A 26,297-nucleotide genomic window follows, 5' to 3' on the forward strand; every position below is an offset into this window, starting at 1 on the left:
ATGGCATTCGAACTCGGCATCTACCATTTCGGCGAACTCACGCCCGACCCCGAAACCGGCAAGACGATGAACCCCGGTGTCCACCTTCGACATTTGGTGGAGCAGGCAACCGTTGCCGACCAGGTCGGGTTGGACGTCTTCGGAGTCGGCGAGCATCATCGGACGGACTTCGCGGTCTCGTCGCCCGCTGTGGTGCTCGCCGCGATGGCGCAGGCCACCGACTCCATCAAACTCTCCAGCGCTGTCACCGTACTCAGCTCCGACGATCCGGTCCGCGTCTTCCAGCAGTTCTCGACGCTCGACCTCCTGTCCGAGGGACGAGCGGAGATCATCGCCGGACGCGGGTCGTACACCGAATCGTTCCCACTGTTCGGATACGACCTGTCCCAGTACAACGAGCTTTTTGCCGAAAAGCTCGATCTGCTCCTGAAACTGCGGGACGAGAATCCGATCACTTGGGAGGGACACCTGCGTCCCAGCCTTGTCGACGGTGACGTAACACCTCGGCCTGACCGTCAGATCCCGGTGTGGATCGCTGTCGGCGGCACCCCGGCGTCGGTAGTTCGAGCAGCCAAGCTGGGACTTCCGTTGTCGCTGGCCATCATCGGCGGTAGTTACCAGCAGTTCGAACCCTTTGTCGACCTGTACCGCCGGGCCGCCGTGGAGTTCGGCCACGACCCGAAGAACCTGAAGGTTTCGATTGCGTCGCCAGGCTTCGTCGACACGTCGAAGCAGGCCGCTCTCGATACGTCGTACCCGTACTTCCAAGCCGGTTGGATGCAGAACCACCACCAGCGTGGCAACGGAGTTCCCATGCCGCGCAGGGCATACGAAGCGCAGGCGACAACAGCCGGAGCCTTCTTCCTCGGTGGTCCGCAAGAGATCATCGACAAGACAATGGCGCAGTACGAACTGTTTCACCACGACCGGATCATGATCCAGATGGGTTTCGGCAACGTTCCCCAGAAGGACATGCTCCGAGCCATCGAGATCCTGGGCACCGAAGTCGCTCCCGTCGTCCGCAAGGAAATCGAATCCCTGACACCAACCGAGAAGTAGGACAACTCATGACAACACCCCTGAAAGTTGTTGCCGTTGTCGGCAGCATGTCCAGGCCGTCGAAAACCCGGGCACTGGTCGACCTCGTCATCGAGACGATGGGAGACGTCGAGCAAGTCGACGCTCGGGTGATCGAGATCGTGGATCTGGTTCCCGGCTTGGCCGGCGCACTCGATCGTGACCACGTCGACGCAGCCACCGCCGACGCGCTGAACGCGGTCGAAAACGCAGACATCGTGATTGCGGCGTCGCCTGTGTTCCGCGGTTCGTACACCGGAATGTTCAAGCATTTCTTCGATCTCGTCGATCAATATGCTCTCGCGAACACGCCTGTCATTCTCGCGGCAACCGGTGGAAGTGATCGGCATGCACTGGTTCTCGAACAGGCACTGCGGCCACTCTTTGCGTTCTTCCAAGCATGGACGGCTCCTGTCGGCATCTATCTCAGCGCCGGTGATTTCGACGGGACGACCATCCTCAACCCTGAGGTATTCGAACGTATCGACATGGCCGTCAAGGACGTTCTTCCGGTAGCCAGGTTGCTCGCGGATCACACATCGGTTTCCGCCTAGTTGGGTTACTCCGATGATTCTCGAGCTGAATCGCAGTAGCGTCGAGGAGAACCCTCATGTCAGGAGCCCATCATGACAAGTTCGGAACAACCCCCTCGGTCGCAACCCACCGCTGCGCAACCCACGTCTGCAGCCTTCCCACGGAACCCCGACCGCCCACCGGTCAATGCCGGGTGGGCGGTGGTGTCCTTGCTCTTCTTCTGGCCGCTGGCCTTCTCGGCTTTCAACCACGCGTTCAACGTGTATCCGTTGTGGGCGGACGGCGACGCGGACGGTTCACGCTACGCATCGGACCGGGTCAAGAGGCTTGGACAGATATCACTCGTGATAGCGGGCGGGCTGCTGTTGATCTTCGTCATCCTGTACGCGATCGCGGCAATAGTGTGGTTCGCGCAGACCGGCGACAGCGATTTTCATCGCCGCATGCGCTAGCGCATTACTCGCTGCGTGAACTCGACAGTCTGATCCATCGATGCAATCACGGACTGACTGTGGGGGACTCCCTGGATTTCTTGATACTCGAATTGCGTACCTCTGGAACGTAGATCGACGAGTTGCGCCCAGGTGAACGGAATGGGGAGTGTTGTGTCGGCGGTGGACTGAACGATGCGCAACTGCCGGTCGTAACCGTCGACAGGAACCTGAAGCATCTCTCGCATCAATTCGTAAATGTGTGGCGTCCACAGCGATTGAGAAAAGAGAGCGCCCAAGGGAACCCTCTCGCTTGCAACAGTCTTACCGATATCGACCGCACACTGCGTCGCAGCCTTCTCCATCCACGAAATTCCGAGTGGCGAAAGATACTGTCGGACATTCTCTTCCGGGCGCTGATCATCGATCCCACCGAGAAGGTAGAGGACATAAACCACGAGGCCGGGAATACCCAACTCCGGGAACAACGGGCCACCGAGCGGGAACAACCCCTCCAGGTGAGTAGGTCCGGCAACAACCACTGTGCCCCGGAAATCCAATTCCGGTGCGCGGGAACTTGCTTCATGGCCGGCGAAGTAGGCAGCATGCCCACCTTCCGACAGACCCGCCACCATCCAGCGTTCGTCCAGCACGTCGCCGTACACCTCGTGCGCGGCGCGAACGATGTCGATTGCGTTGGCACCCGCGGCTGGGCCGTCGAGGTAGGCCAGAGCGCCCTCGGTCCCGAGTCCCGAGTAGTCCGTCGCCACAACTGCGTAGCCCTCCGCCAACCATCGCTCGATGGGGCGTCGTTCGGTCTCGTAGAACCCGGCCGCCGAAGGCGCGCAGCGATCAGCGCTGCCCACCGTTCCGTGGGCGTACGAGATCACCGGCCACCCACCCGTCGGCGGTGCCCCCTCCGGCAGGAATATCGAACCCGACGAGATTCCTTGCCGATCGGCCGTCCGAAGAGTTCGGTAGACAATCTGTTCGGAAACGGCGGCTCCAATCGGTAGCGTCGCCGCGGCGAGTGGCATATGAGAGACAACCGATCCCGCGATCGGTTCTTCCGCGCGCGCAACTGTCGCATTCAGTGACAGCGCTGTACACACAACCACCAGTGCCGCGCCGACCCTACTCGAACAGCCCATGTTTTCTTTTCTCCATAACAATGCCCATGACGTGTACTCGGACATCCCATCATCTGCCATAACAGCCGCGAATTGTGGAGCTTCGCGGCGCGAGGTTCCGATTTCGATCGCCGGCGCATCGGTCAGTAGGCTGGGTTTCGACCACCTTTTCACCGGGACGGCGCACTCGATACGGAGTACACAGATGAGCACCGAACACCTCGATGTACTGATCGTCGGTGCAGGCCTGTCGGGTATCGGTGCTGCGTATCGCCTTCAAACCGAGCTTCCCGGAAAGTCGTACGCCATTCTCGAGGCCCGCTCGAACAGTGGCGGAACCTGGGATCTGTTCAAGTATCCCGGCATTCGCTCCGACTCCGACATGTTCACGCTGGGGTATCCGTTCCGCCCGTGGACCGATGCCAAGGCAATCGCCGACGGCCCGTCGATCCTGCAATACGTCCGGGACACCGCCAGTGAGAACGGTATCGATCAGAAGATTCGGTACAACCAGAAAGTGACTGCGGCGTCCTGGTCGTCGGAAACGTCGGTCTGGACGCTCACTGTCGTGTCCGAGGATCGGGAACACACACTCACCTGCAATTTTCTCTATCTCTGCAGCGGGTACTACAGCTACGACGCCGGATACACACCCGATTTCCCAGGCTTGGAAACGTTTGGCGGAACCGTCGTGCATCCACAGTTCTGGCCGGACGATCTCGATTACACCGGCAAGAAGGTGGTTGTGATCGGAAGTGGCGCTACCGCAGTCACTTTGGTTCCCACGATGTCCAAGAGCGCCGAGCACGTCACGATGCTGCAGCGGTCACCGTCGTACATTCTCACGTTGGCGTCGAAAGACAAGATCGCGGATTCCTTCCGCAAGTACCTGCCGAGCAAGGTGGCACACAGCGTGGCCCGATGGAAGAGCGTCCTGGTCAATCTCGGCTTCTACCAACTGTGCCGTCGCAGCCCGGCACGCGCGAAGAAGCTACTGAGCATAGCCGCCAAGCGGCAACTCCCCCATGATGTTCCGATCGATCCGCACTTCACGCCCGACTATGACCCGTGGGATCAGCGACTATGCGTCGTACCCGACGGCGATCTGTTCAAGGCGCTGAAATCCGGCAAGGCCTCCATCGAAACCGATCGCATCGAGACGTTCACCGAGTCCGGGATCCGCTTGATGTCCGGCACTGAACTCGACGCGGACATCGTGGTCACAGCAACAGGATTGAAGATGGAAGCCTGTGGCGGAATGTCCCTCGACGTCGACGGTGAGCCGGTATCCCTTGGCGATCGATACGTCTACAAAGGCATGATGATCAGCGAAGTTCCGAATCTCGCGATGTGCGTCGGGTACACCAACGCGTCGTGGACGCTGCGGGCAGACCTGACGTCTATGTACGTGTGCCGCCTGCTCGCCGAGATGGACAAGCGCGGATACTCCACCTGCGTTCCGCAGGTAACCGAAGACATGGATCAACGCCCCATTCTCGATCTCGAGTCGGGATATGTGTTGCGTGCCGTCGAACAATTCCCGAAGCAGGGATCGAAGTCGCCCTGGAACATGCGTCAGAATTACATCCTGGATCGCTTCCACTCGACGTTCGGGAGCATCAACGACCACATGTCGTTCTCGAAGAACAACTCGCGCGCAAACAGGTAGACCAGTCGAACGAGTCCCACCACCACACCGATGAGAAGGCACATCGCGGAACCTGCGACAACAGCACACAGCGCGCCGAAAACGATGATGGTCAACGCCTCCACACATCGACCGGCGGTTTCCGACCCGAGCACATGTAGCTCGTCCCCCGCTTCGTCCATGCACCCATCCTCTCCCTACCGTCCGGACGGTTTGTAGAGACTTTGGTCGCAAGTTGGATGAAAGAGACCAATCGTTGCAGGTCAAACGTTCAGTTGGTGCTCCGGCATACTCCGCCCCGACACCGCTGCGTAGTGTGTTCGCAGAATTCGACAACGCAGAATTCGACAACGGGGGGCAACACAGATGAAGGTCGTAATTTTCGGGGCAACGGGAATGGTGGGCAACAGTGTTCTGCGCGAGTGCCTGACGGATTCGCGAATCGACACGGTAGTGACCGTCGGCCGTAATCCGATCACGATCGGCGACGCAAAAATAGTCGACATCGTTCATCGCGATCTGCTTGATCTCACGAGCATCGAGGGAGACCTCATCGGCGCCGATGCCTGCTTCTTCTGCCTCGGTGCCTCGTCTGCCGGAATGAACGAAACCGACTACACCCGGATCACCCGCGACTTCACGCTCGCTGCCGCGACGACACTCGCACGGCTGAATCCGCACATGGTGTTCGTCTACGTTTCCGGCGAGAGTGCCGACTCCACCGAGACCAGCACGACCATGTGGAAGCGAGTACGTGGCGCAACCGAGAACGCACTGCTGGCACTGCCTCTGACCGTCTACATCTTCCGGCCGGGGTTTATCCGCCCGCGCCCCGGATCACCGTCGAAGACGTGGTGGTACAAGGCGTTCTATCAACTGTCAGCGGGGTTGTACCCACTGCTGCGCATTGTGCTGCCGGCAAGCGTCACAACAAGTGAGAACATCGGTACGGCAATGATCACTCTCGCGTCGAACGCCCCTGATCTGCCCGATCGTGTCCTGCGCAGCAACAAGATCAACGAACTCGCGCAGCTCTGACTCGCCTACCTCGGTAGACGCGGCCTCGCGCAACCAACTCCACGGCAACAGCTACCGCGCAGGTTTGCGCCAACAACAACCCTGCCAATACAAGGATCTGCACAGCCCCGGCCTGCACCGCGGATCCCGTCGCAAGCAGAACGCCGACAAACGCTCCGGGCAAAGTCACCAGGCCGACGGTTCGCGTCTGGTCGACTCCTGGCAGCAAAGCGTCGGCGGCGGCAGTTCTCGCCACCTCCCACCGGGCGTCGCGCTGCGAAAAACCAAGGCTGAGGGCAGCTTCGACCTCACCGTATCGGGAGTCGATGGCGTCGAGTCCACGTTTAGCGGCCATCGATGTCGCGGTCATAGCGCCGCCCATCACGATCCCGCCGATCGGCACGATCGCAACCCCCTCCAAGGGAACCACCCCTGATATGAGCATGAGTGGGAGCACAACGGCGATGCCCGCGAGCACAGCGGCACTCAGCCAAACGCCGGAGCGACCGGAGTTCGATCTACGCGCAGCCGTGAATGACGCGGCCGCAAACATCCCGATCAGCACGAGTACCGCCGACCAGAGGTGAGCGAGAGCAGCAGCCAGGATCAAGGAAATCGCTGCCAATTGGATGGCGCCACGCACCAGCGCACCGGGGACGACACGAACACTGCCGATGCGAGTGAAGCGATAAACGAGCGCCGCCAACACCGCCATCGCCAGACAGAGCAGCCCGAGACGGATACCGGAGTCGGCTATCGACATGCTCATGACTCACAGTGTTCCGCACGCTGCGTCTGGTTCGGTCAGAACACCCATCCACGGAGGGCGACAAAGCGCAGGCCTCCGACGAGTGCGCTGACTCCGATCACGAGGCCGGCTTGTACAACGCCAGTTGCGCCGGGGAACAGGAAACCCAGTGCGCTGATGGCAGCCGAGCTGGCGAGCAGTCCGACAAGTGCCAGTCCGCCGCCTTCCCACTGCGCGGTGAACCAGTGGACGCGGTCAGCGGCGTGGAACGTGAGCCGCCGATGAAGTTCGTTGGCAAGAATAGTGCTGAGCACCGCGCCCACGGCGTTGGCGACAAGGACTCCGTCGCCATGCAGAGCAAGGAACGCGGCGAAGTACAGGATGTTACTGATGCCGCCGACAAGAGCGAATCGGATGAGCTGGATGAACGCACCGTCACCGGAGAGAGCCCGCAGTGCGCGGCCCGAGAAGCCGATATTCCGCGTACCCATCATCGAGGTCGTTTTACTCCCGACCCAGATGTCAGACGTGCTCATAAATGGCTTCTCTCGTGAAGTTAATCGGAACCATTCGTTCCGCTTAGCAATATAACACTAGCGGAACCGTATGTTCCGCTTAGTGTCGTAGACTGTGAGGATGCCGACAAGTCACCCCGATGCACTAGTGGGATCGTCGGACATTTGCGGACAGCCACGTCTGCGTGCCGACGCCCAGGCGAACCTCGAACGCATCCTCTGTTCCGCGCGTGAAGTCTTCGGAGCCCAGGGCCTCGATGCCACGCTGGCGGATGTCGCACGTCACGCGGGCGTCGGAGTCGGCACCGTCTACAGACGATTCGCCAGCAAGGACGAATTGATCCAGGCCTTGTTCGACTCCCGCTGCGCGGAGATCGAATCCCTTGCGACAACGTCACTCGAGATTCCCGGCGCCTGGGACGGGCTTGTCCACTACCTCGAAGCGATCTCGCGTCGTATGGCAGACAGTCGCGGATTCGGCGACATTCTGATGGACGCCCGTTTCACGTCCGACGCGTTCACCCGTGCCCGTGCCAGCATCACTCGCAGTACCGCCGCCCTCGTCAACCGTGCGAAGGATGAGGGCACCTTGCGCGACGACTTCGAAATCAGCGACGTTCCACTTCTCATCCAGACCATCAAGCTGTCGCAGAATTTCACGGGCGACGATGCTCCGGAGGCATACCGCCGCGTTCTCGGCTTCATCATCGACGGCTTGCGTGCATCGCGGACCACGCACCGTGAACTTCCCGTGCCGGCCCTCACGACCGAACAACTCGACCACGTCATGCACCGTTACGGAAGTGGACCGGACGGCCCCTGCTGAGTCGAGGAGGTCAGGGCCGCCTACTGACCAGTTCATTCAGACAGCGGCCCCGACCTTTGTCTCAGTGCACCAGAACCGGTTCACCCTCAGGTGCCGTCGGGAGTAGTCCGCTCCGAACAACCAATGCCGTCAGCACAGCGCCGACCGCAAAAATGGCTGCAGCCCAGTAGAACGTCGTGGTGTAACTTTCGACGGCGGCCTGCGCCTGCGTGATGGGGTTGACCTCACGGCCGACGAGGTAATTCGTAGACGCGGATGCCGCGATGGTGCTCAGTAGTGCTGTCCCGATGGAACCGCCCACCTGTTGCATCGTGTTGACCGTTGCCGACGCAACTCCGGCATCTTCGTAGCGCACACCCGAGGTTGCGCCCTGCATCGACGGCGCGAAGATGCTGCCCATACCGAGGCCGGTGACGACCAGTCCGGGCAGAATGTGGACGGCGTACGTGCTGTCCACCGAAATCTGCGCCAGAATTGTCATTCCGATTGCGGCGATCACCATTCCGCTGGTGATCAGGATACGAGGACCGAATCTCGGCAGAAGTACTGCCGTGGACAGCGTTGCCGCCGTGACGATTCCGAACACCATGGGCATGAAGGCCAGACCGGTCACGATCGGCGTGTATCCGAGGATCAACTGCATGTAGTACGTCAAGAACAAGAAGACCGCGAACATGCCTGCGCCGGAAAGGAAGATAGCCAGGTACGAGCCGGCGCGGATTCGATCGGTGACCACTCGCAGCGGGAGCAGCGGATGGTCGGACTTGGTTTGCCAGTAGATGAATGCGGCCATGAATACGACGCCCGCGGTCAGCCACGCAATGGTGGTACCGGCACCCCAACCGTTCGATTCAGCCTTCGAGAATCCGAAGACGATGCTGAAGAGGCTGATCGACACCAGAACGGTTCCGGGGATGTCGAGTTTCGGCCTGGCTCCGGTAGTGACGTGGGGCGCAAACAGCAGCACGGCTCCGACCAGCGCGATTGCCGCGAAGAACAGGTTCACGTACAGGCACCAGCGCCAGTCCACCCATTCGGTAAGCGCACCGCCGAGGAGCAATCCGATAGCGCCGCCGCCGCCGGCCACTGCGCCGAAGATGCCGAAGGCCTTTGCCCGTTCTGCCGGATCCGTGAAGGTCACCGACAGTAGTGACAGTGCCGCCGGAGCAAGTAGTGCACCGAAGACGCCCTGACCTGCACGCGCGGCGACCAGCATTTCGAAATTGACCGCCGCGCCGCCGATTGCCGAGGTAACCGCAAATCCGATCAGCCCGACGATAAAGGTGCGCCTGCGGCCGAACAGGTCGCTCAACCGGCCACCGAGCAGCAGCAAGCTGCCGAAGGCCAAGGCGTACGCGGTGATGATCCACTGACGATCGGAATCACCGAATTCCAATGAACGCTGCGCTGCCGGCAGCGCGATGTTGACGATAGTGGCGTCCAAGACCACCATGAGCTGCGCAATTCCCAGAACCGCGAGAATCAGCCACCGTTTTGCGTGGTTGTCCCCTGAAGGCGCCGGGGACTTGTCGATTTCAGTCCACTCAGCAGTTTCTGACATGTTCCCTCGCCCGAGCTATGCGGAGATGGCTTCTCCGGTTAGCAAAAACGCTACACCCAAATGGAGATCATGTCTCCACTTGGCGAGTAAACTGGACATCATGAGCACCGCAATGGAGCGCCCTCTTCGCGCCGACGCCGCCCGCAACAGGCGATTGATCATCGACGCCGCGCGTGAGTTGTACGCGGAAGAAGGCATCGACGTCACACTCGACGACGTGGCTCGCCGCGCGGGTGTCGGCGTCGGCACGGTGTACCGACGGTTCGCAAACAAAGAAGAATTGATCGACGGCGTCTTCCAGCAGAACTTCGCCGACATGGCCGCTGCCACCGAGGCGTCGCTCGCCAACCCGGACCCCTGGGACGCCTTGGTGACATTTGCCGAATTCGCTTGTGGCCGAATGTCTGTCAACCGCGGACTCAAGGACGTACTCAACGGAACAGACGAGGGATGCGAGCAGGTCGCGAGTCAGCGATCCATCATCGAACCTGCCGTCGAAGAGATCTTTCGGCGAGCACGAGACGCCGGAATGCTGCGCCCCGATGCGGTGTCCACCGACCTCTTCGGACTCATCTTCATGGTGGGAGCGGTCACCGAGTTCGCCCAACCCGTCAACCCGACGGTGTGGCGCCGGTTCCTGTCGGTGATGCTCGACGGACTCCGCGCCGAGGGCAAACACCGAGACCCCTTACCTTTGCCACCCCTGACGCCGGACGAGCTGCATGAGGCAAAGCTGATACTCAAATCTCGCAAACGCTGAACAGCGCGCTCAGATCGCCTCGCGCGGAATGAAAATCCACATCACGAGGTAGATCAGAAACTGCGGTCCGGGCAGCAAGCACGACAGTACGAACAGCAACCGAACAGTCGACGCCTTCCACCCGAAGTAGCGTGCAATGCCGGCGCACACACCGCCGAACATTGCGCCCGACCGTGCGCGAGTGAGCTTGCGGGTCTTCATCGATGACGTCATGGATTGACCTTTCGGTACGTGTCGCGGCGACTGCCGCGTTGACATCAACTATCCGCCGAACTGCCGCGCCGCACATCGGGCGCAGGACCCATCTTTCCGGCCACGGTTCATCCTCAGGTATCAGTGCTACCCCGAGTCGCAATCAGGGTTGACCCCGACAGAAACGCACCTCAAAACTGAAACCTGTTCTAGCATTGCCGAATGGACGTGAGCTACGAGGGAACCAAGAGAGAAATCGCTACCGACAAAGGGGTATTGCGTTATCACGAGGCGGGCGACGGTCCACCGCTGATTCTGTTGCACGGATCCGGAATCGGAGTCAGTGGATGGCGAAACTACCGCGGCAACCTTGCCACCTTCGCGCAGCACTTCCATTGTTACGTACTGGAATTCCCCGGCTTCGGTATCAGCGATCCCGTCGACGGCCATCCCGTCGTCACCGCAGGTTCCTCAGTCACTCGCTTCATGAATGCTTTGGACATCGAATCCGCTGCGATGATCGGCAACTCGATGGGCGGTGTCGTCGGGTCGAACGTGGCGATGCGGCACCCCGAGCGAGTGAAGAAACTGGTCACGATCGGCGGTGTTGGCCCCAACATTTTCAGCCAGAACCCGAGCGAGGGCACTCGACTGCTTCAGGAATTTGCCGACGGTCCCACACGGGAGAAGTTGATTCGATGGCTTCGATGCATGGTGCATGACCCCGGCATCATTACCGAAGAACGCATCGAGGAACGCTGGGAGAGCGCCAAGGATCCGGAATCCCACAAGAGTCTTGCAGCGATGTACGGGTCCAAAGCCTTTGCCGCGCAGCAGAAAATGACGTCCGAGTCGAATCGACCACCGTACTGGTCCATGATGCACGCCGTGCAATGCCCGACATTGCTGACCTGGGGCCTCGACGACCGTCAGTGCCCGCCGGACATGCCGATGATCCCACTACGACTCATACCGAACGCCGAGTTGCACATCTTCCCTAACTGCGGACACTGGGTCATGGTCGAAGCGAAAGAAGCATTCGAACGAGTCACGCTCGAGTTCCTCCTCCGGTAGTGACGCGGCAAGTTCTACGGTACGGAGTGGGTTTTGAGCCGAGTCGTCAGGACATGTGCCTGCTCGAGCAGGAGTCTTCCCAGTTCGGGGATCCGGTCCGGCCGGAATCGAGTCTCGACACCGGTCAAGCTCAGGGCCCACGCCGGCCGTCCCCGTCGGTCGAAGACGGCGGCGCCCATCCCCCAACTCCCCTCGACGAGGAGAGCCGGATTGACCGCGTAGCCGGCGGCGCGGGTCAGGCTGATTCGACGGCGAACGGCTTCCTCACTGTGGTCGTCTCCCCACTCCGCGGTGAGATCTCTGCGCGCGAAATAACTGTCGACCTCACCGGCAGGCGAGTGACTCAGGATCACCAGACCAGCCGACGCGACGCCTAGTGGAAATCGTTTTCCTTCATAAAGCACATGGGATCTCAGGGGAAAGCTCCCCTCCTGCCTCACGACACACACTGTTTCGTCGCCGCGCCGTGCGGACAAGAAGGCACTCTCCCCCGTCAATCGGGCCAGATCCTCGAGAACATCGCGCGCCGAGTCGGTGATGTCATATCGACTGCCCGCAGCGGTACCGAGGAGGTACAACTCCGGCCCCAGAGACCAACGACCGCTCTTCGCGTCGCGGTCCACCAGACCCTCCTCCGCCAGCGACGTAAGCAGCCTGTGAGCCGTCGGACGAGCGAGATCGGCCGCCTTGCTCAGCTCAGTGGTCGTTGCACCGTCTGGTTCCGACGCGGCGACCGCACGCAATACCGCTGCCACCCGAGCCACCATGTGCGGCGCTTGCTCTCTCGATGTCATGTGACCATCTTAGCGTTCACTGAATGAACGTATTCACGAGAATTGGTCGCCCAGCGACCATTTTCTATCATCTTTCCAGCCGTCATTGATTGCTGGAGCTGCGCATAGTTGAATTCATCCAGAGAAAAACAATGCGTTCATCAGATGAACGCAAGATGGGGAGATGACGATGGCAACGAAGGTGTACCAGTCCGCGACCGATGCGGTCGCCGACATCACCGACGCCTCGACCCTGGCCGTCGGCGGATTCGGACTGTGCGGAATCCCTGACGCCTTGATCGAAGCGATCGCGGCAACCAGCGCACGGGAACTCGAAGTGTTCTCCAACAACTGCGGCGTTGACGATCACGGACTCGGAATCCTGCTGTCTGCCGGTCGAATTCGGCGCGTGACGGCGTCGTACGTCGGCGAGAACAAGGAATTCGCGCGTCAGTACCTGGCTGGCGAACTCGAAGTGGAACTGACACCGCAAGGAACACTGGCAGAACGCCTGCGCGCCGGCGGAACCGGAATCCCGGCGTTCTTCACTCCGGCAGGTGTCGGTAGCCCTATCTCCGACGGCGGCATGCCCTGGCGCTACAACAGCGACGGTTCCATCGCAATTGCGTCCCCGCCCAAGGAAACTCGCACCTTCGGAACCAAGCGATACGTGATGGAAGAAGCAATCACGGCCGATTACGCCCTGGTTCACGCCGTCATGGGTGACACCGAGGGCAACCTCGTCTTCGACAAGACGGCGATGAACTTCAACCCACTCGCCGCTATGGCCGGGCGAATCACCATCGCCCAGGTGGAACGGCTTGTCGAGCCTGGCGAGATCGACCCGGCTTCAGTTCATCTTCCTGGGGTTTTCGTCCAGCGTGTTGTCCACACCGGGCCCCAGAACAAACGAATCGAAAAGCGAACCGTCAGCGCGTCCGAAGGAGCAACACGATGACCGCATCAGCCACAGTGACCGGTTGGACCCGCAACGACATGGCGGCTCGTGCCGCGGCCGAGATGATCGACGGCGAATACGTGAACCTCGGAATCGGTCTGCCCACCTTGATCCCCGGATACCTCAGCTCGGACGTTCGGGTAGTTCTGCACTCGGAGAACGGCATCCTGGGCACCGGCCCGTACCCCACCGAGGACAACGTCGACCCGGATCTGATCAACGCGGGCAAGGAAACCGTCACCGTCAATCCCGGTGCGGCATACTTCGATTCCGCTCTTTCCTTCGGCATGATCCGCGGCGGCCACATCGACACCGCAGTTCTCGGCGGCATGCAGGTCTCGAAGACCGGCGACCTCGCCAACTGGATGGTCCCCGGCAAAATGGTCAAGGGCATGGGCGGCGCGATGGATCTTGTCCATGGTGCCCGTCGTGTCATCGTCGTCATGGAACACACCGATCGCGACGGCAACCCCAAGATTGTCGACGCATGCACCCTGCCGCTGACCGGCCAAGGCGTCGTAGATCGCATCATCACCAACCTTGCAGTCATCGACGTCACCGACGGCGGCACACTTACCTTGCGTGAATTGGCCCCCGGCGTCACTGTCGATGACGTTGTCAGTGCCACCGGCACCGAATTGAAAGTAGACCTGACATGACCAGTTCTGTGATTGTTGCCGGAGCCCGTACCCCGATGGGTCGACTCATGGGTTCGTTGAAGGACCTGTCCGGGTCCGATCTCGGTGGCATCGCCATCAAGGGCGCCCTCGAGAAGGCCGGTGTCGCCCCGGAGCAGGTCGAGTACGTCATCATGGGTCAGGTTCTCACCGCCGGCGCCGGTCAGATGCCCGCCCGTCAGGCCGCCGTCGCCGCGGGCATCCCGATGAACGTTCCCGCCCTGAGCATCAACAAGGTCTGCCTCTCCGGTGTCGACGCCATCGCCCTGGCCGATCAGCTGATCCGCGCCGGCGAATTCGACGTCGTCGTCGCCGGCGGTCAGGAATCGATGTCCCGCGCACCGCACATGCTCGAAAAAAGCCGCGAAGGGTTCAAGTACGGCGACGTCACGATGCGCGACCACATGGCGTACGACGGCCTGCACGACATCTTCACCGACCAGGCGATGGGCCTGCTCACCGAACAGGTCAACCAACAGGACGACACCCACATCACCCGCGCGGAGCAGGACGCGTTTGCCGCGGCCTCACACCAGAACGCCGCCCGCGCCTGGAAGGACGGCCTCTTCGACAACGAGGTCGTCCCCGTCTCGATCCCGCAGCGCAAGGGCGATCCGATCGTCTTCACGCAGGACGAGGGCATCCGCGCCGACACCACCGTCGAATCCCTCGGCAAACTGCGTCCCGCGTTCAGCAAGGACGGCACCATCACCGCCGGCTCCGCCTCCCCGATCTCCGACGGCGCCGCCGCCGTGGTCGTGATGAGCAAGGCCAAGGCCGAAGAACTCGGTGTGGCGTGGATCGCGGAGATCGGTGCCCACGGTGTGGTCGCCGGACCCGATTCGACCCTGCAGTCCCAGCCGGCGCGGGCCATCGCGAAGGCCTGCGCGAAGGAAGGCATCAACCCCACCGATCTCGATCTCGTCGAGATCAACGAGGCGTTCGCGGCCGTCGGTATCGCCTCCACGCGTGAGCTCGGCCTCGACCCGGCGAAGGTGAACGTCAACGGCGGCGCCATCGCCGTCGGGCACCCCCTCGGGATGTCCGGTGCCCGGATCGCGCTGCACCTCGCGCTCGAGTTGGCGCGCCGCGGCGGCGGCATCGGCGCGGCCGCACTGTGCGGCGGCGGCGGGCAGGGCGACGCACTGATCGTCCGCGTACCCAAGGCCTAGAGGCCAGACGACGGTTCAGCGCGGATACAGTCGCCGCAGATGCCTGGGAACGACAAACGGATTCCAGGTATCTGCGGCCTGCGCGAGCCGGTCGGCCACGGCCCACAACGCCGAAGGATTGTGCGTCAACCCCATGTGACTGCCATGTACCGCAACACTTTCCGAACGATCCGACGGGAAGTCGCGGCACACCTGCCACGGAACCACACCGTCCCGCTTGGAGTAGAGCGCCGTTGCCGGAACGGGTAACGGGTGACCGAGTTCCCACTCGATACCGTTGACGGGTGGAAGAATCGCATGGTTGCCGGACATACGTGAGTACAGCGCACCGACACGCGTCTGCTGCAGGTTGCTCAACCCGAATGGACTTCCCAGGGTGATCACCTGTCGCACGGAGTGCGGGAGATCCCGCGCAAGTTGGCGGGCATAGATACCGCCCAAGCTCCACCCGATCACCGACACCGGTTTGTCGTAGCGATCCGCCAGACCTGCGAGGACCCCAGGCAGACCGTCGACAACCTGAGGCGTCGGCCCGGTATTGATGCCGAGGTTCCAGCCGTGGACTCGATATCCGAGAAACCGCAAGTACGCGCGCATTGCCATCGTCGACGTGTCGGACGCCAACAATCCCGGCAGGACCAGAATCGGGTGTCCGTCACCTCGCGGCGAACGGAGCAACCACGGTGCCGCGAGCACCAGCGAGGCAATGTCGGCGAGCCCTCGTGGCGGTTCCGTCAGGCACATCGCCAACGACGGCGGTCCTGGAAGAAGCTCGGGGAAAGTTTCGGGAAGCTCGGAGCACCCGAGGTCCACTACAGACGTATCCGCCGCGACAGACACCTGGACTCCTTGTCGGCCGGTGTCCGGGCGGTTCGCCCCACCTGGCCGGAGGGGACGGTTCCGTGGGCTGTGTTGTCAACCCACGGAGCCTTGTCCGTGATCGCCACCGGTAGCGAACCTGGACCGATACTGCGCACCAGTTTCCGACGCGGAAACTCGGTGTGATCCAGAACACTATTGGCGCATACGTTGCAACTACGTTGCGGACTTGTCGCGAACCTGCGGAAGGATCAATTGATGTCGTTCACAGACCAGGAAATCGAGTACATGGCGTCGCAACCTCTTGCGAGAGTTGCCACTGTGGGCCCAGACGGTCAACCGGACGTCGTGCCGTTGGCCTTCGAATACGACGGCACTCACCTATGGATAGGTGGGGTCGGCGAGGCCGTCGTCAATACCCGCAAATTCCGCAACATCCGCTCAGGGCACTACGAGGTTGCACTGGTCATCGATGACATGCCGTCGTTCGAGCCATTCGTCGCGCGCGGAATCAGGATCTACGGCATTGCCGAACCGCCGATCGACAGGGTGGGCATGGTCGGCCCCGGGGTCTACTCACGCATCACGCCGACAATCTCGTGGAGTTGGAACTTGGGCGGAGAGCCTGCTGGTGACACCTGGTACGAATCACACCGAACCGTACACACGCGGTAGTTCAGCTCGTACAACCCTCGGCCGGCAGATTCTCGGCAGCCCAGGTCGTCAATTCACTCAACGCAGGGAGCAAGGCCTGGCCAGACACCGTGAGTTGGTACTCCACGGCAATGGGCGGTCCGGCGTCGACGGTCCGTGTCACCAGCCCTGCGCTCGCCAGTTCGGTCAACCGGTCAGATAGTACGGAATCACTGATTCCCCCGACCGCACGCTTCAGTTCCGCGAATCCCGCAGGCCCACCGAGCAGCGTTGCGAGGATGACACCGTTCCAGCGTTTGCCGAGAAAGCGGAAAGCCCGTGCCAACGCCGCATCACAGACGCGGGGTTGATGATCAGTTCCACTCTTACTCTCCACTTCACCATCCTAGCGTCAGTGCTAACGTACTCATAGTCACTTTGTTTTTACTAGCAACTCGTCTTGCCGGAGATGCCTGGCAAGCCATCACGGAACGGAACCACCGATGTCAATCGACGCAGCCACCCCATTTACCGCAAAGCAGCTCGACACCGCCAGCCGCGAACTTCTCTTCACCGAAGCTCGCACGGCCAACTCATTCTCTAACGAACCTGTGACCGACGACGAACTCACCGCGATCTGGGAACTCGCGAAGTGGGCGCCGACCGCAGCCAACACCAACCCGCTTCGCGTGCTCTTCGTACGGACAGAGGAGGGTAAAGCGCGCCTTGTAGAGCACATGGCCGACGGCAACAAAGCCAAGACTGCTTCCGCGCCGGCAGTCGCGGTCCTCGCTGTCGACACCAAGTTCTACGAGCACATCCCGGCGCTCTTCCCGATCCGCCCGGAAATGAAGGACCACTTCGCGTCCGACGAGGCTGCTGCCACGTCGACCAGTCGGTTCAACGCCGCCCTGCAGGCCGGCTACGTGATTCTCGCGATCCGCGCACAGGGCCTGGTCGCCGGCCCGATGGCCGGATTCGACGCTGCGGGCATCGACGGCGAGTTCTTCGCCGACGGCCGCTTCAAGACCACCCTCGTGGTCAACATCGGCCATCCCGGCGAGAACCCGTGGTTCGACCGCCTGCCGCGCCTGTCCAACGAAGACGCACTCAGCTGGGCCTGAGTCTGGCGCTCGCCTGCACTCGAAACGCTCCGATCAGACCCAGGACGAGGAACGCCGCCGACACGTAAAGCGAGTAGCGCGTCGCTTCCGCAAATCCGTCGGAGAGCAGACGCACGACATCTGGGCCGGCTTCGCCCAGTTGTCCGTGCGTCCCCTGCTCCCGCAGGACTCCGATAGAACTGCCTGCGGATTCTCGTGTCGCGTCTGACAGTTGGATTGCTTCGGACGACGGCACTCCCCCGGATTCGAGTGTGCCTGGCATGTTTCTCGACAACCCGAACGCCAATACTGCGCCGACGACGGCACTTCCGATGGCCGAGCCCAGCTGGCGAACCGTGCTCTGCGTCGCTGATCCCTGACCGGATTCTTCGGTCGGTATGTCTGCCAGGGTAATTCCGGTGAGCTGCGCGGAGGCCAATCCGAGGCCGGTTCCGTAGACCACCAGAAGCAGCGCCAGAAGCCACGGCGCGACAGTCGAACTGACAAAAACAGCAACTACGACAACACCGACAACTTCCAGGAGCAATCCCAGAATCACTGTTCGGGGTGCGCCGATCAGCGCAGTGAGATGCCTTGCGAGCGAGCCGGATATGAAAGCGCCACCGGCCATCGCGGCAAGCACGAAGCCTGCGCCCATCGTACTCAGACCCAATGCGTTGACGAGATAGAGCGGCAGTACGAACAACAAGCCGAATTCGGCGATCGCGACCGTCATGGCAGTCACGTTGCCCCAGCTGAAGGTGGGCGTGAAGAACAAATTCATGTCCAGAATCGCAGATCGGTGAATTCGTCCACGATGCCTCTCCCACAACACAAATCCCAGCAGCAGGAGGATACCGATCGTGCCGATCGTCGGAACCACGGATAGTGGTGCGTCGGCGGACCACGTGATACCGAAGAGATGCAGATCCGCCTTCTGACTCCACCAACCGAGTGTGCCGCCCTCGATAAGTGCAAAGATCAACGCACCGAAACCGAAGGCGCTCAAGAACAGTCCCAGAACATCGAGCCCCGGTTCGACGACCCCGGCTCGGGTTTCGGGAACCACCATGTATGTCGCGATCATCAGGGCGATGCCGATCGGCACGTTGATGACAAAAATCCACGGCCAGGTGAAGTACGTGGTGATCCAGCCACCGAGTAGCGGACCTATCGCAGCAACGCCGGCGATGACGGCACCCCACACGCCGAACGCCACCGCCCTGTCCTTGCCTCTGAAGATCGAGTTCATCGAGGACAGCGTGGCGGGCAGTACGCACGCACCACCGACGCCTTGAATCGCTCTGGCCACAATCAGGCTGGTTGCGCCGTCCGCGGTAGAGGCCAACAAGCTACCGACCACGAATATCGCGATACCGACGACGTACAGACGTCGGCGGCCCAATCTGTCGCCTAACCGACCTGCAGTGAGCAGAAGCGCAGCAAAGATCACCGAATAGAGACTGTTGACCCATTGCGCGTCGTCGAAATTCAACTTCAGATCGTCGATCAGAACCGGGAGCGCTACTCCGACGATGGTGCCGTCGATGACGATCATCGCCAGACCGCCGACCAGTACGATCAGGGCGGCCCACTTGTTCTTGACTGCAGACTTGTCGGGCTCGGGTGTGGTCTCCGTATTCGGCTTGTCCATGTCACACTCCCATAAGGGCGGATTGGTGGATTTACCCTAGGCCGCATTCTTTGAACTCGCAGCAAAATCTCCGACGCCCTTGCCTCAGTTACCTTGCCGCACATTTGGGATGTAAACCCACATGGAAGGACCTCGGACACCCGTCCAGTTATTAGGGTAGGCAAACCATACTCGAGTGTGTAATGCTCCTCCGGTGAAAAACATATCCAGCACGGCGGCACCATGGGGCATCGCAGCATTCCGCATCGTTGTCGGTTTCCTGTTTCTCTGCCATGGCCTGTCGACACTGACCGGATGGCCGGTAGCTCCATGGGGCGGAAACACATCGTCGTGGACGGACTGGCCCGGCGGCTGGGCAGCAACGATCGAGCTGGTGGCCGGCACGTTGATAATCATCGGACTCGGCACTCGTGCAGCAGCTTTCATTGCCTCAGGTTCCATGGCCGTTGCCTACTTCTGGAAGCATCAGCCCGACGGCTTGCTACCCATCCAGAACGAGGGAGACTCGGTTGTCCTGTTCTGCTGGTCCTTGCTCCTGCTGGTCTTCATCGGGCCGGGCGCTGCTGCTTTGGACAACCTCAGACGAGCCAAGGCCACCTCCAGCGAAGTAGCGGATGAGCCAGTTGCAGTAGGAACTTCCAGCCCGTAGTCCGTCATTTATCCAGAGCGACAAATCTGACCCGAACCTACGATTGCCGAACAGCCGGCGTCACACCGCATATACCTGCGGGTGACGCCGGCTTTTCGTCTGTTGAGCAACATCCGACACGCAGCTATCCGAAATAGTTGCAGTACTGAACTTTTTGGACGAGGGTCGACGTAAACACTTCACGACTCGAACGACGCCTGTGTATCCGAACTGCGGGACGGGTACACGTTCGAGTCAGCAACAGTCCGAAAGAGGGTCGGTTCGGAAAATGGGCGCACTGTGGGAATTTGTCGTCGAACGACGACAACAGCTATTGACCGATTCGTATCTCCATGTTTCGGCCGTCATTCAGTCGGTGATTATTGCAACCATTGCCGCGGTTGCCATCGGAATTCTCGTGTATCGCAGTCCTATTGGTTCATCAGTGGCAACAGCGCTGGCCAGCACGATCTTGACTGTTCCATCGTTCGCTCTTCTCGGACTTCTCATTCCGATTCTCGGTCTGGGTGTCGCGCCGACCATCACCGCACTGATTCTCTATGCACTACTTCCGATCATCAGAAACACCATCATCGGTCTCGACTCGGTGAATCCGGCCATCACCGATGCTGCACGCGGTGTCGGTATGAATCGACTGCGTGTACTCGGCCGCATCGAACTGCCTCTCGCGTGGCCGTCGATCCTGACCGGTATGCGGGTCAGCACTCAGATGCTCATGGGCATTCTGGCTATCGCGGCGTACGCAAAAGGCCCAGGTCTGGGCAACTTGATCTTCTCCGGACTATCTCGCGTCGGCAGCCCAACAGCTGTTCCTCAAGCACTGACCGGCACGGTACTCATCGTCATTCTGGCTCTGATACTCGACGCCATCTACGTCGTCATCGGTCGGCTCACTACCTCGAAGGGTCTCCAGTGACTGAAACCATCCCCCATGACGTCACCAGCGATCCCACGGTTTCCGGAGTCGAGATCGTTCTGGAATCCGTGACCAAGCGATACCCAGGACAGAAAGACGCGGCAGTCGACAACGTGTCCCTCACTGTTCCTGCAGGTGAGATCGTTGTCTTCGTCGGCCCGTCCGGCTGCGGCAAGACCACCACGATGCGCATGATCAATCGTCTCATCGAACCCACGTCCGGAAAGATCACCATCGACGGCAAAGATGCCTTGTCGATCGACCCGGACAAGCTGCGACGCGGCATCGGCTACTCGATCCAACAGGCCGGCCTGTTTCCACACTTCACGATTGCCAAGAACGTGGCGACGGTGCCGGGATTGATCGGTTGGGACAAGAAGCGGATTGCTGCCCGCACCGACGAGATGCTGGATCTCGTGGGGCTGGATCCGGATACGTATCGAGACCGCTATCCCCGGCAGCTGTCCGGTGGTCAGCAGCAGCGTGTCGGGGTCGCGAGGGCACTTGCCGCTGATCCCCCAGTCCTGTTGATGGACGAGCCCTTCGGTGCTGTCGACCCCATCACGCGCGGACTACTGCAGGACGAGTTGATGCGTCTGCAAACGGAACTCGGGAAGACGATCGTATTCGTCACCCACGATTTCAACGAAGCAGTCAAACTCGGCGATCGAATTGCCGTGCTGGGCAATCAATCCACGATCATGCAGTACGACACTCCCGAAGCTATCCTCGCCAATCCGGCCAATGACATGGTCGCGGGCTTCGTCGGCGCCGACGCCTCCCTCAAGCAGCTGACGTTGACGCGGGTGCGGCAGATCAAACTCAAGCAATGCCTCACCGCGCGGGAGACCGACTCGGTGGACGAGCTGAGAAGTTCACTCGCAGCACGTAAGTGGAAGTGGGCCCTCATTCTCGATCAGCGCGGACGCCCACTCCGCTGGGTCTCACCGTCACATCTGGCACACGCGTCGTCGCTGCGTGGCGTTGGGAACGAAATCGGGGAAGCCGTGTCCGTTCAGTCGACACTGCAAGATGCACTCGAAGCGCTGCTTGCCGAAAGCAATGCGTCGACGGTAGTCACCGGCCGGCGCGGCGAATACGTCGGTCTCATCACCATCGACACACTGGTCAGCCATCTTTCGGAGATGCGTGAGGAACACGCACACGATCATGACGAGGATGTTCCGGAGTGAGCGCGTCGACGGAGGACCTGGCAGCGCCGCCCGCTGCTGGAGCCGCAGATATTGATGGCGGCGCGGATCTCGGTGCCGCCGAAAATGCCGCCACACGTAGAGCAGAAAGGATCCGGCTACTGGTTCAGCCGGTTGTCGTCCTGATACTTGTAGTCGGAGTACTGGTCTGGGCCTTCAGCCGCGATCTCAACGCAACGCAGAAAGCCAGTATCAACGTCGACAACATTACGACGCTCACCTGGCAGCACATCTTGCTCACAGCCGCGGTGGTCATCATCGTCGTCGCGGTGGCCGTGCCGCTCGGCACTCTGCTGACCAGACCGAGATTCACCCGTCTGGCGCCGTTCTTCGTGGGAATAGCCAACATCGGCGCGGCTGCACCGGCCATCGGCCTTCTGGTCCTGTTCTATCTCGCCACTCGCACCACCGGATTCTGGATCGGTGTATTCCCCATCGCGTTCTATTCACTGCTTCCGGTGCTGCGCAACACGATTCTCGGCTATCAGCAGGTGGACGAGACACTGATCGACGCCGGGCGCGGCCAAGGCATGTCAACGTTCACCATTTTGCGACAGCTCGAATTCCCGATGGCAGTGCCCTATATCCTTGCCGGTCTTCGTACTTCATTGGTTCTTGCCGTAGGAACAGCAACACTGTGTTTCCTGGTCAGTGCCGGCGGACTGGGGATCATGATCGACACCGGGTACAAACTGCGCGACAACGTGACGCTGGTAGTAGGCGCGGTGCTTGCGGTATCGCTCGCTTTGCTCATCGACTGGTTGGGCGCACTCGCCGAACAGTTCCTCGGGCCAAAGGGATTGCGATGAATCGACGACGCATGCGCGGTTGGAAAATTACCGCAGCCGCACTCGGGTTTGCCCTTGTGGCGTCGTGTGGTTTGGAATCCGGCGGCGCACTACCCCTCGCGGTCGGTCCGGGAAGTATCCAGCCAGTTCCGGAACTCGAAGGCGTGAAGATCACCGTCGGTTCCAAAGACTTCACCGAGCAGATCATCCTGGGATACATCATCGAATTCGCGATGTCTGCGGCCGGCGCCGAAGTTCGCGACCTCACCAACATCCAGGGCTCCAACAGCACCCGCGACGCGCAACTCAACGGGCAGATCGATCTTGCCTACGAGTACACGGGCACCGGATGGATCAACTACCTCGGAAACGAGACACCGCTTCCCAATTCGCAGGCTCAGTTCGAGGCAGTCCGCGATGCGGACCTGGCTGCAAACGACATGGTGTGGACCGATCCGGCGCCGATGAACAATACGTATGCCTTGGCGATGAGCAAGGAGACGGCCGAGAAGACCGGAGTCAAGACTGTCTCCGACTACGCTAAGTTGGTCGAATCCGATCCCGGTGCTGCAGTGACATGCGTCGAGACCGAGTTCAACGTCCGTCAAGACGGATACCCCGGTCTCGCAGAAAAATACGGATTCGACGCTTCGCGTGCCCAGCGCCAGATATTGCAGACCGGCATCATCTACCAGGCGACAGCCGACGGTGATCAGTGCAAGTTCGGCGAGGTGTTCACCACCGACGGACGCATCATCGCCCTCGACCTCGAGCTACTCGAGGACGATCTGTCCTTCTTCCCCAAATACAATCCAGCCCTTGTCATGCGTGCGAGCTTTGCCGAGGATCATCCGCAGGTAGCTGAGGTCATGGCGCCGATTTCGGCTCGTCTCACCGACGAGGTGATGACCGAACTGAATCGCCAAGTGGATGTCGAAGGCAAGGAACCCGCAGAGGTTGCCCGAGATTGGATGGTGTCGGAAGGGTTTGTGACAGCGGACTAGTCACTCATTTTTCGCCCCACGCAGAAGACTCTTCGGAACGGGAACAGTGTGCCTGCGGCCGTGGAGGGATAGGCCTCGCGGAGCCTTGCGGAGTACTCCTGCTCGAATTCGAGCGAGTCGGCTTCACTGAGCACATCAAGCACCGGACGCAGGCCTGTCCCCCGAACCCAGCCCAGCACAGGGTCTTCGCCAGTCAGTACATGGATGTACGTGGTTTCCCAGGCATCGACGTCGAACCCGTGAGCCTGCAGTCTGGCTGCGTAGTGCGCCGGGTCGTCAACACCCTCAGGGCCACGCAAAACTCCACCCACACGATCACGCCATGTGGACGACTCGGCAAGTTCACGCATCAAAGCGTGCGACGGGGCGTCGAAGTTACCGGGAACCTGCCACGCAATCCACGCTCCGGGCGCCATGGTCTCGGCCCATCCGTCGATCAGCTCACGATGGTTCGGAACCCATTGCAATGCAGCATTACTCACAATGACGTCGTAGCCGGTGGCATCGAACTCATTGATGTCCTGCAGCGTGATGGTGACGTTGCCGGGCAGATCGGTGGGCGCCTGTGCCACCATCTCGGGCGACGAATCAGTCCCCACCACACGAGCATCCGGCCAACGCTCACCGAGTATCCCGGTCAGTGACCCTGATCCGCATCCGAGGTCCGCGACTCGCGCCGGCGCCTGCGCCGCTATCCGCGAAGTCAAGTCGATATAGGGGCGTGAGCGTTCGTCGGCGTATCGACCGTAGATTTCGGGGTTCCACGTAACACTGCGCATGTGCCCATTGTGCCTGTCGTGGCAAATTCGTGGAGGCTGTGACACCTCAGAATGGGGGTGGGTCGTTGCCGTAGTCGATGGTTTCTCGGGGCATGGGCTTGCGGGGTGTGGAAATCGGGAAGGTTTGGCGGCGTTTCCGTTCGGCATGTTGTGCCGCCCGGTGTTGAATCTTGACGCGACGGTGTTTTCGTTCGCTTCGGATTTGGGCCACTTTGTTTTCGAGTCGTGTCCGTCGCCGGGTTCCGCCTTCCGGTGGCGGCGGTTCCTGTTGACCGGCGAGTAGTCCGGCATCTCTGGTGCGGTAGCAATGACCGGTCTGCGAGGTCAGGGTGATGCTCCGATCCGGGTTCGGATTGAGCTGCCACTTCCCGGAGTGCTTGAGGCGGTGATGGTTGCGGCAGAACGCGCTCAGATTCGACGCAACCGTCTTGCCACCCTGGGCGGGGTCGGTGTGGTTGAACGGGTCGTTGTGGTCGAGGTCGCAATTCCAGGCGGGGACATCGCAGTGCGGCCATTGGCAGCTGCCCGAGATGATCCGCAGCCACGTGTCGAGTGCCGCGCCGGGGCGGTACACCAACGCCGATGCCGGCTCAGGTGTCGGTTCAGGTTCAGGTTCAGGTTCAGCATCTGCCGGGACTCGCACTTCCCGAACGTCTGCGTCTTTCGCGATGTTGCGGGCATGCTCTGCGCTGATGACGCCAAAGCCGTCGAGATGTGCAGGTTCGTTCGATCCTGGGCTCAGGGTGGAATCGTGTACTACGACATGTACCAACGGCCGGCGCATGATCACCAAACCACTGCGGTCCTGCGGGCAATCACCGCGCTCGCAGTCGCACACCAACACCGTCGAACCACTCACCAAAGCGCCCAACGCATCCGCTCGGCGCTGCTCATAGGTGCGGGAGTCGTGGCGGCACACCGACATCGCCAGTTCCCGCAACCGGCCGTCGAAGGCGCGGGCTTGCTCCGCCGGGATACTGCCGAGGATGCGGGCCATCCCGTCTTCGGCGGCACTAACCCCCACGAACCGATCGGCGAGGGCTCGGCGTCGTCGTTCCCGCATGCCTTCCGGATCGACGCGGGCCACGATCCGGTCGATCGCCGCCGTCAACCGCCGACCCGTCAACCCCGTCCCACCGTCCACCGGTGGAGCCAACACCTGCTCGAGCAGCAAGCGTTCGACTTCGTCGATCAGCTCGTCGCTGACATTCGCGGTCGCGGACTCGATCAGCCCAACCCGGTAGAAGTCGAGTTCACCGCGGGCCATCGCCGCCCGCGTGCGATGCAACCGCGTCTTCAACGCAAAACCCAACCCGATGAGCTTCCCGGCAGCAGCCCGTCCCATCGTCAGGACCGCGCTGACCTCGGATTCGGCCAACTCGTGCGCCGACGACGTCCACGTGCCACCCTCGACATGCTCGGCGCTACGGCGGGTGAAAAACTCCGCCACCACGGCCAGTTTCCGCTCGACCAACATCGCCTCGCACGAATGCAACTGGGCCATCAAATCAACGAGGGCGCAATCAGTTTCGGTACCACTCAGCTGTGCCGAGATACCGAAACTTCCCACCCCCGGATCGAACATTCCCCAACCATAATCGAAATCCTGTTCGAATAGAACAGGATTTCGAAACCAGTCGGATTAGTC

Annotated in this window: 30 protein-coding genes; 18 read left to right on the forward strand and 12 right to left on the reverse strand. The window is 61.0% G+C overall.

The genetic code is table 11. The annotated features are described in order from the left end of the window. The 3 genes from RG2_RS26875 (at nt 1) to RG2_RS26885 (ending at nt 2,063) form a co-directional block, all read left to right on the forward strand. Entirely contained in the window at nt 1–1,059 is a 1,059-nt protein-coding gene (locus RG2_RS26875; RefSeq protein WP_033237011.1) for an LLM class flavin-dependent oxidoreductase, read from the forward strand. 8 nt (nt 1,060–1,067) lie between these two features. Then, nucleotides 1,068–1,631 carry an FMN reductase gene (msuE, locus tag RG2_RS26880; protein WP_033237012.1) on the forward strand — a complete coding sequence of 188 codons (564 nt, stop codon included), beginning with the start codon at nt 1,068–1,070 and terminating at the stop codon, nt 1,629–1,631. 72 nt (nt 1,632–1,703) lie between these two features. Further along, complete coding sequence (locus RG2_RS26885) at nt 1,704–2,063, forward strand: CD225/dispanin family protein (RefSeq protein ID WP_033237013.1); 360 nt, start codon at nt 1,704–1,706, stop codon at nt 2,061–2,063. Here the strand turns inward: RG2_RS26885 and RG2_RS26890 are convergent. Then, complete coding sequence (locus RG2_RS26890; protein WP_116103725.1) at nt 2,060–3,193, reverse strand: alpha/beta hydrolase; 1,134 nt, start codon at nt 3,191–3,193, stop codon at nt 2,060–2,062. The two genes, RG2_RS26885 and RG2_RS26890, sit on opposite strands and share 4 nt — an antisense overlap. 184 nt (nt 3,194–3,377) lie before the next feature. Between RG2_RS26890 and RG2_RS26895 the strand changes: the two genes are divergently transcribed. Then, entirely contained in the window at nt 3,378–4,841 is a 1,464-nt protein-coding gene (locus RG2_RS26895; RefSeq protein WP_033237014.1) for a flavin-containing monooxygenase, read from the forward strand. Here the strand turns inward: RG2_RS26895 and RG2_RS31590 are convergent. After that, nucleotides 4,754–5,002 carry a hypothetical protein gene (locus RG2_RS31590; protein ID WP_133637934.1) on the reverse strand — a complete coding sequence of 83 codons (249 nt, stop codon included), beginning with the start codon at nt 5,000–5,002 and terminating at the stop codon, nt 4,754–4,756. The genes RG2_RS26895 and RG2_RS31590 overlap by 88 nt on opposite strands. A 184-nt stretch (nt 5,003–5,186) precedes the next feature. On the opposite strand from RG2_RS31590, the gene RG2_RS26900 reads away from it, so the two are divergent. After that, the gene (locus RG2_RS26900; protein ID WP_033237015.1) at nt 5,187–5,858 is read left to right on the forward strand and encodes an NAD(P)H-binding protein; all 672 of its coding nucleotides are present in this window, start codon (nt 5,187–5,189) and stop codon (nt 5,856–5,858) included. Here the strand turns inward: RG2_RS26900 and RG2_RS26905 are convergent. Beyond that, nucleotides 5,836–6,606 (reverse strand): ABC transporter permease, encoded by a 771-nt coding sequence (locus RG2_RS26905; protein ID WP_033237016.1) that lies wholly within the window; start codon nt 6,604–6,606, stop codon nt 5,836–5,838. The genes RG2_RS26900 and RG2_RS26905 overlap by 23 nt on opposite strands. Before the next feature lie 35 nt (nt 6,607–6,641). After that, on the reverse strand, nt 6,642–7,079 hold the full coding sequence (locus RG2_RS26910) for a GtrA family protein (RefSeq protein ID WP_045066699.1): 438 nt from the start codon (nt 7,077–7,079) through the stop codon (nt 6,642–6,644). A 142-nt stretch (nt 7,080–7,221) separates the two neighbouring features. On the opposite strand from RG2_RS26910, the gene RG2_RS26915 reads away from it, so the two are divergent. Continuing rightward, nucleotides 7,222–7,926 carry a TetR/AcrR family transcriptional regulator gene (locus tag RG2_RS26915; protein WP_045064834.1) on the forward strand — a complete coding sequence of 235 codons (705 nt, stop codon included), beginning with the start codon at nt 7,222–7,224 and terminating at the stop codon, nt 7,924–7,926. A 61-nt stretch (nt 7,927–7,987) separates the two neighbouring features. Here the strand turns inward: RG2_RS26915 and RG2_RS26920 are convergent, their stop codons facing one another. Further along, nucleotides 7,988–9,487, reverse strand: coding sequence for an MFS transporter (locus tag RG2_RS26920; protein ID WP_033237018.1), 1,500 nt, complete (start codon nt 9,485–9,487; stop codon nt 7,988–7,990). 100 nt (nt 9,488–9,587) lie between these two features. On the opposite strand from RG2_RS26920, the gene RG2_RS26925 reads away from it, so the two are divergent. Next, nucleotides 9,588–10,247, forward strand: coding sequence for a TetR/AcrR family transcriptional regulator (locus RG2_RS26925; RefSeq protein WP_230590437.1), 660 nt, complete (start codon nt 9,588–9,590; stop codon nt 10,245–10,247). Between the two features lie 9 nt (nt 10,248–10,256). On the opposite strand, the gene RG2_RS26930 is transcribed toward RG2_RS26925, so the two are convergent. Continuing rightward, on the reverse strand, nt 10,257–10,460 hold the full coding sequence (locus tag RG2_RS26930; RefSeq protein ID WP_033237019.1) for a PspC domain-containing protein: 204 nt from the start codon (nt 10,458–10,460) through the stop codon (nt 10,257–10,259). Nucleotides 10,461–10,661: 201 nt separating this feature from the next. Here RG2_RS26930 and RG2_RS26935 point away from each other — a divergent pair, with 201 nt between their 5' ends. Beyond that, nucleotides 10,662–11,513, forward strand: coding sequence for an alpha/beta fold hydrolase (locus RG2_RS26935; protein ID WP_033237020.1), 852 nt, complete (start codon nt 10,662–10,664; stop codon nt 11,511–11,513). Between the two features lie 14 nt (nt 11,514–11,527). Here RG2_RS26935 and RG2_RS26940 read toward each other — a convergent pair whose 3' ends face one another. Then, on the reverse strand, nt 11,528–12,307 hold the full coding sequence (locus RG2_RS26940; RefSeq protein WP_080711882.1) for an IclR family transcriptional regulator: 780 nt from the start codon (nt 12,305–12,307) through the stop codon (nt 11,528–11,530). Nucleotides 12,308–12,476: 169 nt separating this feature from the next. On the opposite strand from RG2_RS26940, the gene RG2_RS26945 reads away from it, so the two are divergent. Genes RG2_RS26945 through RG2_RS26955 form a run of 3 tightly spaced genes read left to right on the forward strand, consistent with a single transcriptional unit; the run spans nt 12,477 to nt 15,093 of the window. Next, nucleotides 12,477–13,244, forward strand: coding sequence for a CoA transferase subunit A (locus RG2_RS26945; protein WP_174557385.1), 768 nt, complete (start codon nt 12,477–12,479; stop codon nt 13,242–13,244). After that, nucleotides 13,241–13,903 carry a CoA transferase subunit B gene (locus tag RG2_RS26950; protein ID WP_033237022.1) on the forward strand — a complete coding sequence of 221 codons (663 nt, stop codon included), beginning with the start codon at nt 13,241–13,243 and terminating at the stop codon, nt 13,901–13,903. The genes RG2_RS26945 and RG2_RS26950 overlap by 4 nt, the downstream gene beginning before the upstream one ends. Beyond that, nucleotides 13,900–15,093 (forward strand): acetyl-CoA C-acetyltransferase, encoded by a 1,194-nt coding sequence (locus tag RG2_RS26955; RefSeq protein WP_072782750.1) that lies wholly within the window; start codon nt 13,900–13,902, stop codon nt 15,091–15,093. Before RG2_RS26950 ends, RG2_RS26955 begins: the two co-directional genes overlap by 4 nt. A gap of 15 nt (nt 15,094–15,108) precedes the next feature. Here the strand turns inward: RG2_RS26955 and RG2_RS26960 are convergent, their stop codons facing one another. Further along, complete coding sequence (locus RG2_RS26960) at nt 15,109–15,933, reverse strand: esterase/lipase family protein (protein WP_033237355.1); 825 nt, start codon at nt 15,931–15,933, stop codon at nt 15,109–15,111. A 237-nt stretch (nt 15,934–16,170) separates the two neighbouring features. Between RG2_RS26960 and RG2_RS26965 the strand changes: the two genes are divergently transcribed. Further along, the gene (locus RG2_RS26965; RefSeq protein ID WP_033237354.1) at nt 16,171–16,587 is read left to right on the forward strand and encodes a PPOX class F420-dependent oxidoreductase; all 417 of its coding nucleotides are present in this window, start codon (nt 16,171–16,173) and stop codon (nt 16,585–16,587) included. 1 nt (nt 16,588) lies between these two features. Here RG2_RS26965 and RG2_RS26970 read toward each other — a convergent pair whose 3' ends face one another. Further along, nucleotides 16,589–16,942 (reverse strand): winged helix-turn-helix transcriptional regulator, encoded by a 354-nt coding sequence (locus RG2_RS26970; protein ID WP_033237353.1) that lies wholly within the window; start codon nt 16,940–16,942, stop codon nt 16,589–16,591. A gap of 106 nt (nt 16,943–17,048) precedes the next feature. On the opposite strand from RG2_RS26970, the gene RG2_RS26975 reads away from it, so the two are divergent. Continuing rightward, complete coding sequence (locus tag RG2_RS26975; RefSeq protein ID WP_033237352.1) at nt 17,049–17,669, forward strand: malonic semialdehyde reductase; 621 nt, start codon at nt 17,049–17,051, stop codon at nt 17,667–17,669. On the opposite strand, the gene RG2_RS26980 is transcribed toward RG2_RS26975, so the two are convergent. Beyond that, a complete protein-coding gene (locus RG2_RS26980; RefSeq protein ID WP_033237351.1) occupies nt 17,656–19,302 on the reverse strand; it encodes an MFS transporter in 1,647 nt (548 codons plus the stop codon). The two genes, RG2_RS26975 and RG2_RS26980, sit on opposite strands and share 14 nt — an antisense overlap. A 193-nt stretch (nt 19,303–19,495) precedes the next feature. On the opposite strand from RG2_RS26980, the gene RG2_RS26985 reads away from it, so the two are divergent. The 5 genes from RG2_RS26985 to RG2_RS27005 all read left to right on the forward strand — a co-directional run bounded on the left by RG2_RS26985 (nt 19,496) and on the right by RG2_RS27005 (nt 23,870). Beyond that, entirely contained in the window at nt 19,496–19,951 is a 456-nt protein-coding gene (locus RG2_RS26985; protein WP_033237350.1) for a DoxX family protein, read from the forward strand. A 268-nt stretch (nt 19,952–20,219) separates the two neighbouring features. Further along, nucleotides 20,220–20,867 (forward strand): ABC transporter permease, encoded by a 648-nt coding sequence (locus RG2_RS26990; protein ID WP_033237349.1) that lies wholly within the window; start codon nt 20,220–20,222, stop codon nt 20,865–20,867. Further along, complete coding sequence (locus RG2_RS26995; RefSeq protein ID WP_033237348.1) at nt 20,864–22,060, forward strand: ABC transporter ATP-binding protein; 1,197 nt, start codon at nt 20,864–20,866, stop codon at nt 22,058–22,060. Before RG2_RS26990 ends, RG2_RS26995 begins: the two co-directional genes overlap by 4 nt. A gap of 50 nt (nt 22,061–22,110) precedes the next feature. Then, nucleotides 22,111–22,887 (forward strand): ABC transporter permease, encoded by a 777-nt coding sequence (locus RG2_RS27000; RefSeq protein WP_045066702.1) that lies wholly within the window; start codon nt 22,111–22,113, stop codon nt 22,885–22,887. An 11-nt stretch (nt 22,888–22,898) separates the two neighbouring features. Then, the gene (locus RG2_RS27005; RefSeq protein ID WP_106939711.1) at nt 22,899–23,870 is read left to right on the forward strand and encodes a glycine betaine ABC transporter substrate-binding protein; all 972 of its coding nucleotides are present in this window, start codon (nt 22,899–22,901) and stop codon (nt 23,868–23,870) included. Here RG2_RS27005 and RG2_RS27010 read toward each other — a convergent pair. Next, nucleotides 23,867–24,649, reverse strand: coding sequence for a trans-aconitate 2-methyltransferase (locus RG2_RS27010; RefSeq protein ID WP_033237345.1), 783 nt, complete (start codon nt 24,647–24,649; stop codon nt 23,867–23,869). The two genes, RG2_RS27005 and RG2_RS27010, sit on opposite strands and share 4 nt — an antisense overlap. Nucleotides 24,650–24,695: 46 nt before the next feature. After that, nucleotides 24,696–26,234, reverse strand: a complete 1,539-nt coding sequence (locus RG2_RS27015) for an HNH endonuclease signature motif containing protein (protein WP_072782753.1) — start codon at nt 26,232–26,234, stop codon at nt 24,696–24,698. Nucleotides 26,235–26,297: the final 63 nt, after the last annotated feature.

The sequence above is a fragment of the Rhodococcus globerulus NBRC 14531 genome (assembly GCF_001894805.1).
In the GTDB taxonomy this organism is placed as follows: domain Bacteria; phylum Actinomycetota; class Actinomycetes; order Mycobacteriales; family Mycobacteriaceae; genus Rhodococcus_F; species Rhodococcus_F globerula.